Here is an 18,166-nt window from a genome sequence, read left to right on the forward strand (position 1 = left end):
TGGCATTCCTCAACCGGAATCACCGTGTTCGCGTTTAAACTCGACAAGCAAGAGCTCGTCAGTATTGGTTAACTCAAATTTTTCTAATAAGTCTGGCCGTTTGAGCCAGGTTTTACCTAGCATTTGCTTTCTGCGCCAGCGCTCAATCTCTTTGTGGTTCCCACCCAGTAATACTGCCGGAACCTCTAAACCTTCAATGCTTGCCGGTCTGGTGTAGTGCGGGCAGTCCAATAAGCCATTCATAAATGAATCTTGCTCTGCTGAACCTAAATGCCCCAGGCTACCAGGTAATAAGCGTATAACCGCATCAATAAACACCATGGCGGCCAACTCGCCACCACTTAAAACAAAATCACCAAGTGACCATTCCTCATCCACATGATGACTAATGATACGCTCATCAATTCCTTCATAGCGCCCGGCTATAAAAAGCAATGATTGTTTGTTTTCAGCCACCTGATTTAAATCGGTCTGGCGGATTACTTTGCCTTGTGGACTGAGATAAATAGTCTTGCAAGTGCTTGGCATCTGGCTCTTTGCATGAGTGATTGCTGCATGCAAGGGCTCATACATCATTACCATTCCTGGGCCTCCACCATAGGGCTTATCATCAATTTGACGATAAGGCCTTGCTGCCCAGTCGCGTGGATTCCAGTAGTCTATCTTTGCTAAATTTTGCTCAATTGCTCGCCCGACTATGCCGTAGTTCAGGCTAGTAAACATTTCAGGCATTAAGCTTATTATGCCAAGATGCAACATTCTTAAAAATCCAATTCCCAATCAACTCTAATAAGTTGTTCACTGGGATTTATTTCTATCACATATAGCCCTGGTAAGTAAGGGATGAGATGGCGTTTTTCACCCTGCACAACCAAAACATCATTGGCACCTGTAGGCAAGACTTCAACCACTTTGCCAAATGATTGGCCTTGTTGGTTAAGCACTTGCATACCTACAAGTTCATGCCAATAGTATTCACCCGAATCTAACGCAGGAAGTTGAGTACGACTGACAGCAATTTCTACATTGGTTAATCGGGCGACCTGTTCACGCTCACGGTAACCCTCAATTTGTGCAAGAATCAATTTATCGTTGATTTCTAAGTGCACAATCTTTAAGGGTTGCCACTGGTTAGCTATACGGCCATGCCAATCTGTATAACGCAAGATATTGTCACGTGGATCGGTAAAGGAATAAACAGTAATAAAACCTTTAATTCCATGAGCACGACCAAAACGGCCTACAACAATCCAGTCAGTACTATTTTCCACGTTTATTCAGCTACAGTATTCTTCTGAAAATCTTTAACTAATGCACTAACACGGTCAGATAATTGTGCACCTTGACTTTGCCAGTGAGTTAATTTGTCCATTTCTAAATGCAAGCGAACTTCTTGACCACGTGCGATTGGATTGAAATAACCAATTCGCTCGATGTAGCCACCATCGCGGCGTTTGCGGCTGTCAGTAACGACCATATTGTAAAAAGGACGCTTTTTTGCGCCAGCCCGTGATAAACGTATAACGACCATTATGTTCCTCTACTTAATAAGAATGGTTACGTAAAAAATGCCGTGTATTGTACGAAAATTAACTCGGCATGGGAAGTGGTTTTTCAATTATTTACGGTCATCTTCAGGAATAATTCCTTTTAAACCGGTCAAACCTCCAATACCACGCATCATTTGTTTCATTCCGCCAGGTTTAGTAAATTTCTTCATCATTTTTTGCATTTGCTCATATTGCTTCAGCAAACGGTTAACGTCTTGAATTTGCGTACCGGAACCCAGCGCGATACGTTTTTTTCTTGAACCAACGATGATTTTAGGAATTCGCCGCTCTTTGGGCGTCATTGAATTGATCATGGCGATAGTTCTAGCCATTGCTTTATCATTGACTTGACCCATCGCTTGTTGGGGTAATTGACTCATGCCCGGCAGCTTACTCATCATGCTGCTAATGCCACCCATTTGGTTCATTTGTTCTAACTGTTGTTTAAAGTCGTCTAAATCAAAGCCCTTACCTTTTTTAAGTTTTTTCGCCAATTTCTCACTGGCTACTTTGTCGGCTTTGCGTTCAACTTCTTCAATTAAGGTTAAAATATCACCCATACCAAGAATTCGAGAAGCAATTCGTTCTGGGTGGAAGGGTTCTAAGGCTTCAATTTTCTCACCCGAACCTAGGAATTTAATCGGTTTCCCGGTTATTTGTCGCACCGAGAGTGCCACACCACCGCGAGCATCACCATCTGTCTTGGTTAAGATCACCCCGGTTAAAGGAAGTGCTTCATGGAAGGCTTTCGCTGTATTGACTGCGTCTTGCCCCGTCATGCTATCCACAACAAAGAGCGTTTCAACGGGTTGAACCGCTTGATGCAAGGCTTTGATTTCTGCCATCATTTCTTCGTCTATATGCAAACGACCGGCGGTATCAAAAATCACCACATCCATGTATTGTTTTTTAGCACTATCTAGCGCTTTTTGAGCAATGGCCAACGGTTGCTCATGTGCCTCCGCAGGGAAGAAGTCAACATCTATCTGACTAGCCAAAACCTTCAATTGGTCGATAGCAGCTGGACGATAGACATCCACACTGACTAACATGACTTTCTTATTTTCGGTTTCTTTTAAATAGCGGGCTAATTTTGCGGTCGAAGTTGTTTTACCTGAACCTTGCAAACCTGCCATTAAGAAGACAGCGGGGGGTTGGGTTTTGAAATCTAATTCAGCGCGAGCATCACCGAGGATATGCACCAATTCATCATGAATAATCTTTAGCAGCGCTTGATCAGGTTTTAAGCTTAATGAAACTTCTTGACCTACTGCTTTTTGCTTAACTTGTTCAATAAACTCTTTAACCACAGGTAAAGCGACATCCGCTTCCAGCAAGGAGATGCGCACTTCACGCAGCATTTGCTGCATATTTTCTTCAGTTAAGCGCCCTTGGCCACTGATATTTTTAAAGGCCCGGGTTAAACGCTCAGTTAAATTCTCAAACATGGCGATTACTCTATGCAAAAACGCCTACTATATCATAATAGCTAACATAGGAGAATTAAGGATAAGATTTCTCATAAGAACCTGTCTCCTCAGGTAGAATGGGTATAGTCATATTTTTTTGTTATGATGGGCTAAGCTCGTTCAAATTATTGGGGATATGCGGTGCAGCTCTCTATAGTCACTTTGCTAATTATTTTAGTTCTGCTGGTTGTTCTCTCTGGTTTCTTTTCGGGATCTGAAATCGGAATGATGTCCCTAAACCGTTATCGTCTCCGACATTTGGTAAAAAAAAATAATAAGCAGGCGATTCGTGTGAGTCAAATGTTAGCTCGGCCTGATAAATTGTTGAGCGTGTTACTGATTGGCAATACTTTGGCTAATATTGTGGCTTCAACGGTTGCTACTTTAGTTGGCCAACGTTTATATGGTGATGCAGGTGTGGCTATTGCAACGCTGCTTTTAACCCTTGTAATTCTTGTATTCTCAGAAATGACACCCAAAACCTTGGCGGCACTTTATCCGCAACAAGTCGCTTTTGCTGTCGCCTTACCTTTAAAATGGATGCAAAATATCATGGCGCCCATTGTGCAAGTCATCAGTTGGATCACTAATGGCATTTTGCGCTTATTTGGTATCTCGATCGATAAAGTACAAAAAGAAGCTTTATCGGGAGAAGAACTGCGTTCTGTTGTCCATGAAGCGGGTGGACTTTTGCCTATAGAACATAAAAGTATGTTAATCAGTTTGATTGATCTAGAGCAAGCGACCGTAGAAGATATCATGGTACCGAAAACTGATATTATTGGCCTCGATTTGGAGCAACCTTGGCATGAATTGCTCGATCAATTGGAAACCGCGCAACATACTCGCTTACCTCTATATAGAGATACGATTGATAATTTAGTGGGTATGGTTCATGTCCGTAATATTCTAAATTTGGCTCTCGATGAGTGTCTAAATATGGAAAATTTGTTAAAATCGGCAGCGCCTCCATATTTTATTCCTGAAGCAACCCCTTTAAATGTGCAGATTTTAAATTTTCGCAAAATGAAACGACGGAGTTGTTTTGTCGTGGATGAATACGGCGATTTACTCGGCTTAGTCACCATGGAAGATATTCTTGAGGAAGTAGTGGGTGAATTTACCACCGACATTGCCGATTTGAGTAAAGATATTTCCCAACAAGAAGATGGTTCAGTGATTGTGGATGCTAGTATTACTCTGCGCCATTTGAAACGGCTTTTAAATTGGCAATTACCCTTGATTGGTCCGCGAACGCTGAGTGGATTGATTATCGAACATTTAGGTTACATCCCACCAGCGGATTGTTGTTTGCAGATAGAAAATTTTCAGTTTGAAATCTTGAAAGTTGGCGATAATACAATAAAAACAGTCAAGATGGTGAAAGTGCATAAGAAAAGGGAGCGAGGGTAAATCAGGTTTTAGGCCGTGTTCCTAGCAAGGGCAATTTAATAAAATAATACACAGAGGGGAGAACAAATAGGGTAAACACTGTTCCCATACCTAATCCCCCAATCAACACTGTGCCAATCACATGGCGAGATTCAGCGCCGGCATCATGCGATAAGCATAAAGGAATCGCGCCAAAAACCATGGCCGCTGTGGTCATAAGAATTGGGCGCAAACGTAAGACAGAAGCTTGTTGTATGGCTTCAAAAAGAGGCGTCCCTTGAGCTCTTAGTTGATTAGCAAATTCAACAATTAAAATCCCATGTTTAGAAATCAAGCCAATTAAGGTAATTATTCCTACCTGGGTGAAAATATTTAACGATTGCCCGCATAAATAAGTTAAAAATAATGCGCCCGAACAAGCCAGTGGTACGGTCAGTAAGATAATAAAAGGATCAATAAAGTTTTCGAATTGTGCAGCCAAAATGGCATAGATAAACGCTAAAGATAAGAGCAATAAAAACAGCATGGTATTTGAGGATTCGTTATAGGTTTTAGCCGCGCCATCCCAGGTAATTTTATAATTTGCGGGTAATTCATTTTTAGTAATCTCCCAAATTTTATCCATTTTATTAAACATGGATTCACCGGCACGAGGCTGAATATGAAGTGTTGTCGAGCGCATTTGTTTATAGTGATCGAGGGTTGCCGGTTGTGCTTTAGGATTCATCTTAGCGACAGTTCCTAATGAGATGCGATTTCCAGTTTGGTTGGTGAGATATAATTCGTCCAAAGTCCAGGGTGAGGTGGCGCCTTTGATGGTCAGATTGTAAGCAACCCCGTCTTTTTGGAAACTGATGGATTTATTCCCACTAAAAAATACTTCGATCGTTTTCGCTACCTGATTAGCAGATAAGCCCAGTTTTGAAAGCACATTATTGTCGAGGTCGATGTTGTAACCCATGGAATCCAAACGAAGATCAAAACGCGTGTTTTCAAAGAGCTTAGTCTTATCGAGCGCTGCTTTTAGCTTTTCTGTTTGCGCAAATAATTGACGATAATTATCTGAACTTGAGATAACCAAACTGAGATCTGAACCGCTACCGACATTATCAACGCCTGGAAGACCATTATCCCAAGACCAAACATGCGCATCGATAGAAGGAAAATGAGTCAGTTGTGGCTTGAGTACTTCAATGATTTGTTCAGCTGAGCGATGTCTTGTGGCATGAGGTTTAAGCGGAAGCATAATACTTGAGCCCCAATCACCGACAAAGGTCAGTTTATTATCCGACTCGGGAATGCTATTAGACTTTGCTTCTATCCTTTCTGCTTTTTTATTTAAACTATCCAGATCTTCGCCGGCAACAGAGGGGGTAAAAATTCCTATGAGCCCACGATCCTCTTTCGGCGCTGTCTCATGAGGTAATAAACTGTAGAACAAAACGCTGAGGCCAATAGAAATGCAAGCGGCCAGCAGGGCGATTTTTTTTCGTTGAATACTATATCTTAAACTTTTAGCATAAAGCGCTGCGAGCCAATCAAGGAAATGATCGATTTTAGGCCATAAATGATGCGTGTTAGCATTTAATAATTTGGCACACATCAGCGGCGAAAGCGTTAGAGCGACTATTCCGGAAATAAAAACACTGCCTGCGAGCGCCACAGCAAATTCAATAAATAATTGACCAAGCATTCCCTGTATGAAAGCAATGGGCATATAAACACTGGCCAAAGTGAGCGTCATGGCAACGATAGCAAAGCCAATTTCTTTGGCCCCTTTCAGGGCGGCTGCCAGTGGAGTTAAGCCATTTTCAATGTGACGCCAGATATTTTCTAAGACAATAATGGCATCATCAACGACAAGACCCACGGCAAGTACCATCGCCAATAAAGTCATTAAATTAATGGAATAACCAAAAAGTTTTAAAAACAGCAAAGAACCCAGCAGAGAAATCGGAATGGTTAATAACGGAATTAAGGTTGCGCGAATATTGCGCAAGAAAATGAAAACAATAAAAAGCACTAAAAGGATGGCTTCAAAAATTGAGGATTGAATATTTTTAAGCGAGGAATTGATAAAGTCCGATTGATCAAGAATCACAGAAATTTTCATGTCTTTGGGCAGGCTTTGCTGCAATGCAGAGACTTCTTTGCGCACCATTTGTGAAACATCAATCGGATTTGCATCATTGGCTCGATCAATCGATAAGATCAAACCCGCATGGCCATTGACTCTAACCCGCATTTGCGTGTCATCGGTCGTCAACTTAATCTGCGCGACTGACTTTAATAGAACAGGGTAGCGTTTTTCCGTTTTAATAAGTAAATTTTCGTAATCTTCACTCGTTTTAAGTTCCGAATTAAGCGAACTTGGGATTTTATTTTGAAAATTACCCGCCGGCAAAGAAACTCGACTTCGGCTGAGTGCATCTAAGATTTCATCAACATTAGTACCAAAAGCAAACAACTTTTTCGGATCGAGACGAATAGCATAAGTATAAGGTTGTCCCCAAACTTCTACTGATGCAACACCTCGCACGCTGCGAAAGGTATTTTTCAAATTTAAATTGGCATAATGGGTTAATTCACCAAAATCAAGCGAAGTGGATTCAAGTGAAATACCAATAAAAGGAAATCCAGTTGCCTTGCGCTGCCGTTCAACAAGAGGCATTTTTACTTCAGCAGGAAGCATGGCTTTTGCTTGACCAACCGCATCCTGAGTCGCATTCAATGCCCTATCCATCCCTGTCCCAGCACGGAATATTAAAGTAATTTGCGAAAAGCCCGAATTCGATTGAGAGGTAATATTTTCTAATCCTTCAATTCCTGCTAAGCGATCTTCCAAAATATTGGTGACTGCCGATTCAACCAGATCGGGGCTGGCATTGGGATAATTAGTTTGCACAGTTATCGTTGGAAAACTGATGTTGGGGTATTCACGAATCGACAACGAATAAAAGCTCAGTAAGCCTAATGTCACAATCATGCAGTTTAGGATGATTGCAATAACGGGATGTTTAATAAAATAGCTCGTCAATTTCATAATTTTAACTAATGGATGTGCGAGATTTAGGGTTATAAATAGCTACTTGTAGTCCTGGATACAAACGTTCTTGACCGCGGATCACTAGCTTTTGACCAGGCTTTAAACCAGAGATGATTTCGATCGTTGATTTCTCTTGAATCCCCGTTTTTACTGGCAATAAAATGATTTTATCCTGGTCTACGACATAAACATGAGGCTCACTATTGCGTAAAAATAATGCAGCAAAAGGAATAACAATCGCTCCCTTCCTCTCTTCCACAACGAGGTCAACATCGACATTTGAACCTACCACGCAGTGTTCACAACTGATATCAACATCGGCGGGGCACATATGCGTTTCATCATCTATCATTTTTTGTACATGAGTAAGGCTGTACTCTTTTTCAAAAATGCGAACAGCTTGGCCTTCGTTGATGGTCGTGAGATTAGTACAAGGGATATCGAAATCAACTACCAAGGATGAAGGATCATAGATTGTTACAATAGGATCACTTTGATTAATTTGCGCTCCCTCTCTCTTTTTATATGCCCCAATAATGCCGTCGAAAGGTGCATAAAAACGCATGGTATCGAGTTCAATTTTAGCTTTGGATAAATCTCTTTGTGACAGGATCCATGCCTGTTTTTTTTCTTCTGCTTCTTTAGAACTAACGATTCCTGCTGTCAGCAAACCCGATAATCGCTCATACTGCGTTTTGGCAATTTTTTCTGCGACCTCTGCAAGTTGATAATTATTTTCAATGTCTGGATTGACGATTTTCGCAATGAGTTCGCCTTTTTGAATTTTTTGACCTGTTGCGACAAGAGAGTCAAGCATCCCAGAACCTTTGGCAATTAGAATGGTTGCATGTTTAGGACGAATTGTACCAATGAGACGGATGGTCTGACGGATATCTTTCTTTTGTAGTGCTTCAATTTCAACAATCTTTGTGTCATCAGTAGCTGGTTTTGCGGTTGTTTTAAAAATAAATAGATAAACTAAAAAGGGGGTATACAGGAGAAGAAGAACTAAAGGTATCGTGACGAAGTATCTTTTTTTCAATAGATTTAGAAAATTAAATTGCACAGTATTCTCATTCTAAAAACAGTCGTTAAACGTCAATATTCCATTCCCGTTTAGTTTTGCAACGAGCAAACTATCCAATTAATAGGCATCCCTCAGGTCGACAAGAAAATTGTATCACATAATTGTTTGTATATTAACCAAGTGAATTATTCGATTAATGGTCGAGTCGCTCACCTGTTTCACTTTCTTTGATTGTGAGTACTCGTGCTGTGAATAAATAACCTCCATTTCTAATGGTTTTAATGAGTGCAGGTTTTTTTATGTCGGGTTCTATTTTTTGTCTTAAACGGCTAATTTGGACATCAATACGTCGATCAAAAGGATTAAGATCGCTATTTTTTGTGATTTGGAGCAAAAACTCTCTTCCTAAAACCCGTTGTGGTTGGCGAATAAAAGCAAGCAGTAAATCATATTCACCGGCACTTAGTTGCAATTCTTGGTTGGCTCTATTAAAAACTTGACGCGAAGCCGGATAAAGTCGCCAATCGGCAAAAATTAGAACTTCTTTTTCCTGTTCCGTATCTTGATTGGAGCGCTGAACTCTTCTTGTAATCGCAGAGATGCGGGCATGTAATTCTCGCGGGTGAAGAGGCTTGATGAGGAAATCATCTGCACCGGCTTCTAGCATACGCACACAAGTATCCTCATCGGATTCGTCACTAATAATAATGATGGGGACATGATAACGATGATATAAGCTATCAACCGTGGAGGAGTCTGCTTGAAAGATTGACCAATTAATCAATAGCGCTGCGGGCTGTTCGACCTCTTTGCTTAGCTCAGATAAATGATGTAACTGTATAATTTTATAGCCAAATTTAGCGAAATACTCAGCAAGTTGTTCGTCCCAAGGGGAGTCGTCAATAAGCAGTAGGTATTTATGAGGCGAATGCATTAATTGTTCTCCGTCAGAGCAGTTGAAAGTTATCGTACTTCATACTCCGCTTTGTAAATTAGGTAAGGATTTTTTAATATTGCGACATTATATACCGGTTGTTGGGTATTTTGCGATTTTAGCGAGTACGCCATTCGTTTTTAAGATATAAAATTGATTATTTTGAATAGGTTTTATTCATTGATTTGTATTAAACTAGCGGACGATGAATGGTTGGTAATAAAGAACTCTAATTTATAGAATTAGCCATCGAATAATAACTTGATAAGTGGAGAATAAAAATGAATAAGTTAGTTTTGCTGTTTGGCTTAGTGTGTAGTTTGCTATTGAGTGCGTGTAATAAGACTCAACCGAGTGAATATGATGTAGGCGAAGTAGGAAAATTGAAACAAGTTGCCTCTGGCGTCATTATTTCAAAACAAGCGGTTAAGTTTCATAGTAAAAATGCTGCAAACAATAAGGCTGCTCCTGGTAGTGAATATATTGATGGCGGGCAGGGTTATGTTTATGTGGTTAAATTAAGCAACGGCACAATTGTTTCTGTAGCACAATCCGAAGACTTAAGATTGAAAGTTAAGCAACATGTATTAGTGGTCTATGGCAAACATACTCGTATTTTACCCGATGATGGTAGCAACAATTAATTCAACTAACGCAAATCAGAAAACGCTGCCTTGATTTACTAGAATCATGGCGGCGTTTTTTATTTGATTTAATATTCACTTAACAAACTGTTTGTATAATTAGGATTCAATAGCTGGAACAAACTAATACAGCGCAGGAGCACAAATAAAAAGGAATTGAGGGTCAGGTTCCAGTGATTTTAATTCATTGCTGGGAACCGGATTATGCATTCAAAGAAAGAAGTCAAAGCAGAGAACTCTGTAGCCAAAGAATCTAGTGCTCACGAAAAGAATAGTCCTCATGGGTTTTTTAACGCCAGTCCACAAAGAAGACTTCAGAGAAAACTACCGTCAGTATCGGTAACTTTGGATCACATTTCCTCTCCGCAAACAGAAGAAATCATTCTCGCAAATCAAGGAAAAGAAAATTTGAGAGCATTAAGAAAGTCGCTCTATACTTATTCCTTTAATGATCATCCTCTTTATGATCGAATTGAAGTGGGCATAAATCATATTGTTATTTATCCTCATCCCACTCAAGTCGGCCGAAAATTACTCGCTTTCATGGTTGCCACAATGTGGGATGAAAGAAACTATCCCTATTTCAATGTATATAAAGACTTGCTTATATCTAATTCTGAAAGCGGGGTAGAATTTGTTCTAGATCATTCTGGAGCTAAATATTCCAACCCGGTCTTTAATTCTCCCTTAAATAGAGCGGATGATCACCCGCATTTTCACCCAAAACAATCAGGGACTTACCACACTCATTTTCATTACGGTTGGCAGTTTTCTGGACTGATGGCAGTGCATTCTGTTTTGTCGCTTGGATCTATGTTTCTAGACAAAGGTGACTCTAAAGATACTGTCAATTTAGAAACAGTTCGATGTTTACACGATTTTAGCCAGTATGTGACAACCCTATTATTAGGCAGTTTGCCCTTCCATAAACTAGAGCAGGTAGAAGATTTGGCAAAATTAAAACGCCTGCTGAATTTTATTCATCAAAAAGGAATTTTTAGTCTAAAAGATTCGGAAGAAATGATGGATCTCGCAAAAAATTTAACCATCTCTCCTGAATCCATTAGCTCAATTCGGAAAGTAGATCAAGTATTTAATGATGATCTGCCTAAGGTATTAAGAACTTTCGTTTATGATCTAAATAATTTTGCAAAAAATATTGAGAAGATGAGTTATGTGTTAGACGAGTCAGAAGCGAAGCTGCATCAATTCGGAGATGAAAAATCAATTGAACAATTGTTTCAATTAGCCTGCTGTTTAAGCCATCCGGAAACTAGTATTGAATTTATGGATTATGAAGTTTTATCAAAAAAAGCAGAGGCTCTTCGAGATAATTGGACCTCATTATCGGCGAGTGAGCAGATGGAGTTGGATTTATTTTCCAATGAATTGAAACTGAGAGAACTTCGTCGAATGGCGCATTTAGATAATCAAGAGCAATTACAATTATTGCGAAAAGAATTCACTGAAAATTTAAAGCTTAGTGAGGGAGAGTCTGCTTTAACGCAAGTAAAAACCGATGCGGAAATGGTAGGCTTTCGTTCTCGAGTCGCCGAACGAATCACTGCAAAGGGATTAACTTTCAAAGTTAACGAGGTAAAAGAAGATCTTGAGACAGTAAAGGTAGTCAGTAGACCTGATACTCATGCGGCACTGGGAAAACTGCAGGTTGTTGCTCCTGATGCAAGACAGGAAATTGCGGCAGACTTGTTTCTGCAACCAACGATGCATTATAAAGGTGAGAAAGCTGTTAGTGATAAAGAATTATCATCTGAATCCTGGGAGTCAATTTATCCAGCAATCCGCCATGAACAATCAAAGGGCGGCGAACAACTACTGACAACCAAAGCCATTCATGGTGTTTTATACCCTAACTCTAAAGTTAACTTTGCGGCCATGTTACCCACAATAAAATCAGTAGAAAAGAGTGAGGCTGAGCAAAGAGTGGATAGTGAAGTACCTAAAGTCGAACTAAGGGCTCGTTGGCATAAGGTTTGTGAAAAAACTGCTAGTCCTGGGCAGGGTACTTTGCAAGTATTAGATGAGATTGGCGAAATCGATTTTCCTATTGTTAAAGCGACTGACGTTAGCAAAAATTTGCTTGAATCCTTTGGTGTCTCTTTGCATTCTTTGGCCGAGGACCTTGAACATAAAGATAGCGTCACTTTTTATGCGCTAGAATATGAAGTTGATGAAAATTATAGAAAAGATCATCTCTTACAGGAAAAAGGAGGCGGATTAGCCCTTCAACGTTGCAGTACTAGCTCGTACTTGATTCCAACCTCGGAAGAGAATCAAGGGGGTATCATTTTAGGCCGTCAGGTTGGTGATGCTAACTGGGAGTTTATTTCTCTTAAAGTTCCTTGCGGTTATCTGTTGAAAATAAAGCCAGGTGCGGTTCATAGTGCTTCCCTATGCGTGGGTCAATACGCCATGGTTGAGGCCGCTGTAAAAGAAGTGAACTCTGTCCAGCTAAGAAAAATGGATAATGGAATCCAACCCGTTGCGCAAATGGAGCCATACTCGCCTTCAATAACTCTAGCTTATTGATAAATTACCATAAAAAAAGACAATGTGGTAGAATCGAGTTCTTTGTGTCATGCTAATGAGCATTTAAATGAAAAACTCATTAGCATAGACAAAAGGGTTAATAGGAAATTCTCCACCATGTCAAAGCATTCTCAAGTAAGTTTATTGCCTCCTGCTAACAGCGAGGAGCCTTCTGCAGTTGCTTTTGGAGCAGAAGAAAATACTCGTTTAGTTGCTGCTGGCAAAAGTTTTTTGGAAGATAACTCTTCGGAAAATCAGTTTTTTCAAGAAAATTCCCCCGAAGAAAATCCTTTTGCTATTATGGCGTCAGAACTTGTGATTGCTTTTTGTACCCATTTGATGCCTGAAGATCTCTTTGCTTTAATCATTGTGGATCGTTTTTTTCAGGAAATATTAAACGATAATTATCTTTGGTGTAATAAATTTAAACTGCATTTTCCGCATTTATACCCTAAATACCAGAATGAAAACGTTGATTCTTGGTATGAGCTATTTAGGAGCACTTATTATGATTCTTATCCAGAACTTAGTGAAGCAAGCCGACGAATATTTTCACAAATCAAAGAAAGACATTTTGATAGCCAGTTGATAGAGCTGTTACATTCAAGTAATCCAGAACCTAAGGATAGTGATAGTTTTACTTTTTATGATTGGATAGTCCAATTAGCTGAACAGTCTTTTCTGAATAGTTTATTTGCAGCGGTTACAGAACAGCAGATGGCAAGTACCGGAAGAACTCCTTTGCACTGGGCTGTGTTGTATAACCAATCCCAAGAACTAATTCTAAGTTTAATCAAAGACCTAAAAGTACAGGATAAGGCAGGAGATACCCCCATAGCACTTGCCATCAGAGCAAATCATTTAGAGCTTGTAGAATTTCTTTGGAAAGCAGAAATGAATTTAGGTCAAGGGATAAAAAATCAGCAGCGATTGTTAGCTTTAGCAAGTTTTAATAATAATGAGGCAGTGGCAAAATTTCTTCTAGACAAGGGTCTATCGCCGAAAGATAAATCCGAAACAGGAATACCCCCTTTATTTATTGCTGCTCAAAGAGGTCATCTTGGATTAATGCGCTTATTTCTTAGCAATAATGCAGATATTGTTAATGACACCTGCTCTTCAAACAATGCATCTGCTCTTTATGTGGCTGCGGAAAATAATAATTATGAGGCTGTTGAAACTTTATTGGATGCTAAGGCCAATGTTAATTTGGCTTGCAAAAATGGCGCAACGCCCTTACATGCAGCAGTGGCGAATGGCAATGAGCGGATGATTAAATTGTTGTTAAACCATGGTGCTAATCTTCGTGCAATCCTGACAAATGATGAGGAAAAGTTAACTGTCTTTGATCTGGCTAATGGGAGTCCGGGTTTAATGAGTTTACTTAATAAGGAAGCTGAGACCACGAAAATTTCCTCTTCTCCCTACATCTTACTTGCTCCTCCTAAATCACGTTTCTTAGAGGATGACTCAGAAGAACTGATGATAGCAATGTCACGGATGCCTTAGAATTTAGTTCATTGCCTTTACTATTTATTAGAAACTGTACTATTCAGATGCCAATTATAGATGTAATTATCGATGTTATTAACATGTTTAAGTTGGCTCTGTAATGGTTCTTTAGCGAATTGCTTCAGATGCGTTATTATATTCTGCTTTGTGCCGCCAAAATCCTCATTAAACCAATCATAAACCTTTGACACAATCAACGCACCTTCTATAACTTGCACACCGCGAAGCGAATTAATATAGCCAAAAGCAGCTTCATTGAGAGCTTCATTAATTGTAGAGCCGCTATAAGTTTGTTTGCTTAGGTTTGCAGCGCCTATTGACCCATTATTCATTGCATAAAGTGTCCGCTGATCATTCCAAATTGGACGGATAATGCGATTTTGTATTTCATCCAGCGATAAAGGAGTCGTATTAATAGTTACTAATTTTTTACCCCAAGGTCCAACACTGAACAGACCAGGAGAGATATTTATTTCTTCAATACTGCCAACAGGGTAATAATCGGCAATAACTTGTACAGTTAGTGCATTATAAAGATTGATCCAAAATGCTAATTGTTCATTGCGATTGTATTGGTCTATATCGATTTTCGACATTTTCTCAATATATTGTTGTAATACAGTATAATCTGCGTCAGTGAGATGGCTGTAATCAATTAGATTAATGTTTTCTTCATTGATTTGAACACGTTTGTCTAGAAATGCTTGCCAGTCACTGTGGTCAATCACAGCAGAGGATAGAGGGTTATTGACTTGCCATATTGGCCATAGGCTTTTGTGAAATGAAGCATGTGTAGTGCTTGCTATTAGAACTAAGCTTAAGAATATAGCCATTTTAATACGATTAATATTAAACATTAACCCTAGCTCGATTGCGTAGCGCGTTGCTAATAGTATTACCATCTAAAAATTCTAATTCGCCACCAGAAGGAATTCCATGTGCCAATTGACTAATGTGCAAGGGATATTCGTGCAAGAGTTCATGAATAAAATGAACAGTTGTCTGACCTTCGATGGTAGGACTTAAAGCAAGAATCACTTCTTTTATACCTTCGTTAACAATAAGATCCCGCAGCTGAGGCAAACCAATGTCTTCGGGGCCTAAGCCATCAAGTGGCGAAATTTTCCCCATTAATACATAATAACCACCATTGAAAGCATTGCTCTGCTCAATAGCCGCAACATCTGCGGGATTTTCAACGATGCAAATCATTGATAAATCGCGGACTGGATTTTGGCAGAGTTTACATAAATCTTGTTCAGTGTAATTGTTGCACCGTTTGCAATGACGAATAGACAACATCGCTTGCTCAAGACATGCTGCAAGGTGTAAGCCGCGCTGGCGCTGGTGTTGCAGAAGATGAAACACCATGCGCTGTGCAGATTTTGGTCCAACTCCTGGTAGGCAACGTAACGCATCCACCAACCGGCTTAACGTATCCATTACCGTTATTATTCCTTATCCTCATCCTTCAGGAAATCAGTAGGAATATTAAGACCAGCGGTCAATTGACTGATTTTTTCTTTAGATGCTTTTTCAACTCTACGAACCGCATCATTGAAGGCAGCTGCAGTTAAATCTTCGATCATTTCGACGTCTTCTTCCATCAAAGTCTTATTAATTTTTAATTCAATAACGTCATGACGGCCATTCATTTTCACTTTAACCATACCACCGCCAGATTCACCTTCGACAATTAAGCGACTTAATTGCTCTTGAGCTTCTTGCATGCGTTGCTGCATTTTTTGTGCTTCTTTCATCAAGTTGCCCAAATTTTGATTTATATCCATGATTACCTCATATTGATTAATTAGTTAATTATAATTCATCTTTAACAGGGACAATAGAATTTTTGACCAATTCTGCTGAAAACTCCTGTTTTAGTTGCTGAAAAAAGGGATCGTTCTGTAAATTTACCTCTGCGTCTTGCTGCCGTTGGCTTTGCGCAATTTGTTTTTGCTGAGCCGGTGAAGATTGAATGGTTTCTTCACAGATAAGAGTAATTTTAACTGTGTCACCATAATAAGCTCCCAACGCTTGTTCAATACGACTAGTTATCGAGGGGGTGAATAAGGATTGATGCCCCTTTGCAACGCGAAGCTTGATTTCACGTCCCGATTTACTAACGAATTCTGCATTTTCTACTGCTGTAAAAGCGAGACCCGTTAATTTTAACTGAGTTAAAATAGTCCCCCAATCAGGATTGTCAGAAGAAATCGCCTGTTTTGGAGGGGCGCTGGGGGCAGAAATGATTGGTTCAAGTTGCACTTCATTTGTTTCAAAAAAATCACTCACAGGTACTTGCTCTAACGGCTTGGATTCAGTAGAAAGTGTTTGGCTCTGAATTGGCAAGGCTGCCGGTTTTTCAACTGTTTCATAAGCAAGAGGAGGAATCTCTACTTTTGGGGCGGGTCTGAAGGTTAGCATCCGTAACAAAGTCATCTCAAATCCAATATCTAAAGTAGGAGCAGAGTATAGATCTTCGGTGCCTTTAATACCAATTTGGTAAAATAGCTGCACATCTTCAGGGCTGAATTGTTTAGCCAGTGCTTTAATTTCGGATCTAGAACTAATTAAGGGATTGTCGCTCGCTAGACTTTGGTTGATTGTAATCTGGTGCAAATAATCAAGCAGTTCATCGAGTACATAGCGAAAATGCCCCCCTTCGCTAGCGATTTGCCGACTCAGATAAATAAGCTCCTGCGCATCAAGTTTCGCTAAAGCGTGTAAGAGTTGTATTGCATAGTCTTGTTGTGTGTAACCTAAAATGAGTTTTAGATCTTGCGCCTTTAATTGCTTATCAGTGCTGGCGATCGCTTGATCCAACAAGCTCAAGGCGTCACGCATACTTCCTTTAGCGGCTTTGGCTAAAAGTTCGATCGCTTCCATTTCAAAGCTCATTTGCTCATCATTTAAAATATACTGTAAATGCTGACCGATGATCTCTGGTGGTAAATGTTTGAGACTAAATTGCAAGCAGCGCGAAAGAACGGTGACCGGGAGTTTCTGTGGATCAGTGGTTGCTAATAAAAATTTGACGTGAGCAGGAGGTTCTTCCAAGGTTTTCAACAATGCATTAAAACTATGCTGTGAAAGCATATGCACTTCGTCAATTAAATAAATCTTAAAACGGCCATTTGTGGGACTATATTGCACATTCTCTAAAAGCTCACGAGTATCTTCTACACGAGTTCTTGAAGCACCGTCGATTTCAATCAAGTCGATAAAGCGACCTTGCTCAATTGCTAGACAAGCATCACAAATCAAACACGGTTCTGCACTGATGCCTTTTTCACAATTGAGTGCTTTTGCTAGAAGACGGGCGATACTAGTCTTCCCGACTCCGCGGGTACCAGTAAAAAGATAAGCGTGATGCAACCGCTGTTGATTGAGCGAATTGATTAACGCCTTATTAATATGTTCTTGGCCAACCAGTTGAGAAAAATTACGTGGCCGCCATTTACGCGCTAGTGCAAGATAGCTCATAGGGCTTCATAAATTGGGCGGCAGCTCTAAGAGCCACACTCCGGCGCCCGAATCAATCGTTACCGCTGCTCCCTTCCGGGCCTGACGGGGTTCACAATCTATCGTCGCGAAGGGACCAATAGAGCCACCATTGTTGAATTGCGAAGAGTAACAAAAAATATTAGTAATGGCTAGGCTTTCCGAATAAATCGATGGATTTCAAAATAAAAAGCGCTAATATAGCCCAGGCTATTTTGAGATACTAGGTTTTTCGATTCATCTATATATAGTTATCGATGAATCCCTTCGGCCTGAGGAAGCGCGCAGCGCTATCTCGACCTGAAGTATCCCCTGGTTTTTTGGACATGATTTTTTTCATTGAGATCGAACTATCTTCTCTTTTCGCAGTGATGACAACAAAACCTGAGGATAACTCAGGTTTCGAAGTCTACACTTAAAACCATTGAGGAAAAGCATCAACCAAGAAATAGTAGTTTGGTATATATATCCCTATATATAATGTATTAACGAAACGTTGAAAAAAATTTATTATGCCTAAGCTTTTATCATGGCTAAA

16 protein-coding genes and 1 other RNA gene (1 of these 17 cut by a window edge) are annotated in these 18,166 nt (G+C 39.9%); 5 read left to right on the top strand and 12 right to left on the bottom strand.

Translation table 11 applies throughout. From position 1 onward, the window contains the following. Positions 1-9: 9 nt before the first annotated feature. From trmD to ffh, 4 genes are all read right to left on the bottom strand, one after another. The gene (trmD, locus tag Ldro_RS04605; RefSeq protein ID WP_058495248.1) at positions 10-759 is read right to left on the bottom strand and encodes a tRNA (guanosine(37)-N1)-methyltransferase TrmD; all 750 of its coding nucleotides are present in this window, start codon (positions 757-759) and stop codon (positions 10-12) included. Positions 760-761: 2 nt separating this feature from the next. Next, positions 762-1,271, bottom strand: coding sequence for a ribosome maturation factor RimM (gene rimM, locus Ldro_RS04610; RefSeq protein ID WP_058495249.1), 510 nt, complete (start codon positions 1,269-1,271; stop codon positions 762-764). A gap of 2 nt (positions 1,272-1,273) precedes the next feature. Further along, positions 1,274-1,531 (bottom strand): 30S ribosomal protein S16, encoded by a 258-nt coding sequence (gene rpsP, locus Ldro_RS04615; RefSeq protein ID WP_058495250.1) that lies wholly within the window; start codon positions 1,529-1,531, stop codon positions 1,274-1,276. An 87-nt stretch (positions 1,532-1,618) separates the two neighbouring features. Continuing rightward, on the bottom strand, positions 1,619-2,998 hold the full coding sequence (gene ffh / locus Ldro_RS04620) for a signal recognition particle protein (RefSeq protein ID WP_058495251.1): 1,380 nt from the start codon (positions 2,996-2,998) through the stop codon (positions 1,619-1,621). 162 nt (positions 2,999-3,160) lie between these two features. On the opposite strand from ffh, the gene Ldro_RS04625 reads away from it, so the two are divergent. Further along, positions 3,161-4,432: an HlyC/CorC family transporter gene (locus tag Ldro_RS04625; protein WP_058495252.1), complete on the top strand. Its 1,272-nt coding sequence runs from the start codon at positions 3,161-3,163 to the stop codon at positions 4,430-4,432. Between the two features lies 1 nt (position 4,433). Here Ldro_RS04625 and lpeB read toward each other — a convergent pair whose 3' ends face one another. The 3 genes from lpeB to Ldro_RS04640 all read right to left on the bottom strand — a co-directional run bounded on the left by lpeB (position 4,434) and on the right by Ldro_RS04640 (position 9,418). Continuing rightward, positions 4,434-7,454, bottom strand: coding sequence for a multidrug efflux RND transporter permease subunit LpeB (gene lpeB / locus Ldro_RS04630; RefSeq protein ID WP_058495253.1), 3,021 nt, complete (start codon positions 7,452-7,454; stop codon positions 4,434-4,436). A 4-nt stretch (positions 7,455-7,458) separates the two neighbouring features. Then, the gene (locus Ldro_RS04635) at positions 7,459-8,523 is read right to left on the bottom strand and encodes an efflux RND transporter periplasmic adaptor subunit (protein WP_058495254.1); all 1,065 of its coding nucleotides are present in this window, start codon (positions 8,521-8,523) and stop codon (positions 7,459-7,461) included. Positions 8,524-8,677: 154 nt separating this feature from the next. Continuing rightward, on the bottom strand, positions 8,678-9,418 hold the full coding sequence (locus tag Ldro_RS04640; protein WP_058495255.1) for a response regulator transcription factor: 741 nt from the start codon (positions 9,416-9,418) through the stop codon (positions 8,678-8,680). A 281-nt stretch (positions 9,419-9,699) separates the two neighbouring features. On the opposite strand from Ldro_RS04640, the gene Ldro_RS04645 reads away from it, so the two are divergent. The 3 genes from Ldro_RS04645 (at position 9,700) to Ldro_RS04655 (ending at position 14,121) form a co-directional block, all read left to right on the top strand. Continuing rightward, positions 9,700-10,062, top strand: coding sequence for a hypothetical protein (locus tag Ldro_RS04645; protein ID WP_058495256.1), 363 nt, complete (start codon positions 9,700-9,702; stop codon positions 10,060-10,062). A gap of 204 nt (positions 10,063-10,266) precedes the next feature. Continuing rightward, positions 10,267-12,612, top strand: coding sequence for a hypothetical protein (locus tag Ldro_RS04650; protein ID WP_058495257.1), 2,346 nt, complete (start codon positions 10,267-10,269; stop codon positions 12,610-12,612). Positions 12,613-12,729: 117 nt separating this feature from the next. Next, positions 12,730-14,121: an ankyrin repeat domain-containing protein gene (locus tag Ldro_RS04655; protein WP_058495258.1), complete on the top strand. Its 1,392-nt coding sequence runs from the start codon at positions 12,730-12,732 to the stop codon at positions 14,119-14,121. 20 nt (positions 14,122-14,141) lie between these two features. Here Ldro_RS04655 and Ldro_RS04660 read toward each other — a convergent pair whose 3' ends face one another. The 5 genes from Ldro_RS04660 to ffs all read right to left on the bottom strand — a co-directional run bounded on the left by Ldro_RS04660 (position 14,142) and on the right by ffs (position 17,731). After that, a complete protein-coding gene (locus Ldro_RS04660) occupies positions 14,142-14,981 on the bottom strand; it encodes a DUF547 domain-containing protein (RefSeq protein WP_058495259.1) in 840 nt (279 codons plus the stop codon). Beyond that, positions 14,974-15,567, bottom strand: a complete 594-nt coding sequence (gene recR / locus Ldro_RS04665; protein WP_058495260.1) for a recombination mediator RecR — start codon at positions 15,565-15,567, stop codon at positions 14,974-14,976. Before recR ends, Ldro_RS04660 begins: the two co-directional genes overlap by 8 nt. Positions 15,568-15,575: 8 nt before the next feature. After that, entirely contained in the window at positions 15,576-15,914 is a 339-nt protein-coding gene (locus Ldro_RS04670) for a YbaB/EbfC family nucleoid-associated protein (protein ID WP_058495261.1), read from the bottom strand. Positions 15,915-15,942: 28 nt separating this feature from the next. Then, the gene (gene dnaX, locus Ldro_RS04675) at positions 15,943-17,610 is read right to left on the bottom strand and encodes a DNA polymerase III subunit gamma/tau (RefSeq protein ID WP_058495262.1); all 1,668 of its coding nucleotides are present in this window, start codon (positions 17,608-17,610) and stop codon (positions 15,943-15,945) included. Between the two features lie 24 nt (positions 17,611-17,634). After that, positions 17,635-17,731, bottom strand: an RNA gene (gene ffs, locus Ldro_RS15905) — signal recognition particle sRNA small type. A gap of 409 nt (positions 17,732-18,140) precedes the next feature. Between ffs and Ldro_RS04680 the strand changes: the two genes are divergently transcribed. Beyond that, positions 18,141-18,166, top strand: the 5' portion of a protein-coding gene (locus Ldro_RS04680; RefSeq protein WP_058495263.1) for an MFS transporter. It continues 1,165 nt past the right edge of the window; the window shows 26 of its 1,191 coding nt (coding positions 1-26); its start codon is at positions 18,141-18,143; its stop codon lies beyond the right edge, outside the window.

The sequence above is a fragment of the Legionella drozanskii LLAP-1 genome (assembly GCF_001467585.1).
Taxonomy (GTDB): domain Bacteria; phylum Pseudomonadota; class Gammaproteobacteria; order Legionellales; family Legionellaceae; genus Tatlockia; species Tatlockia drozanskii.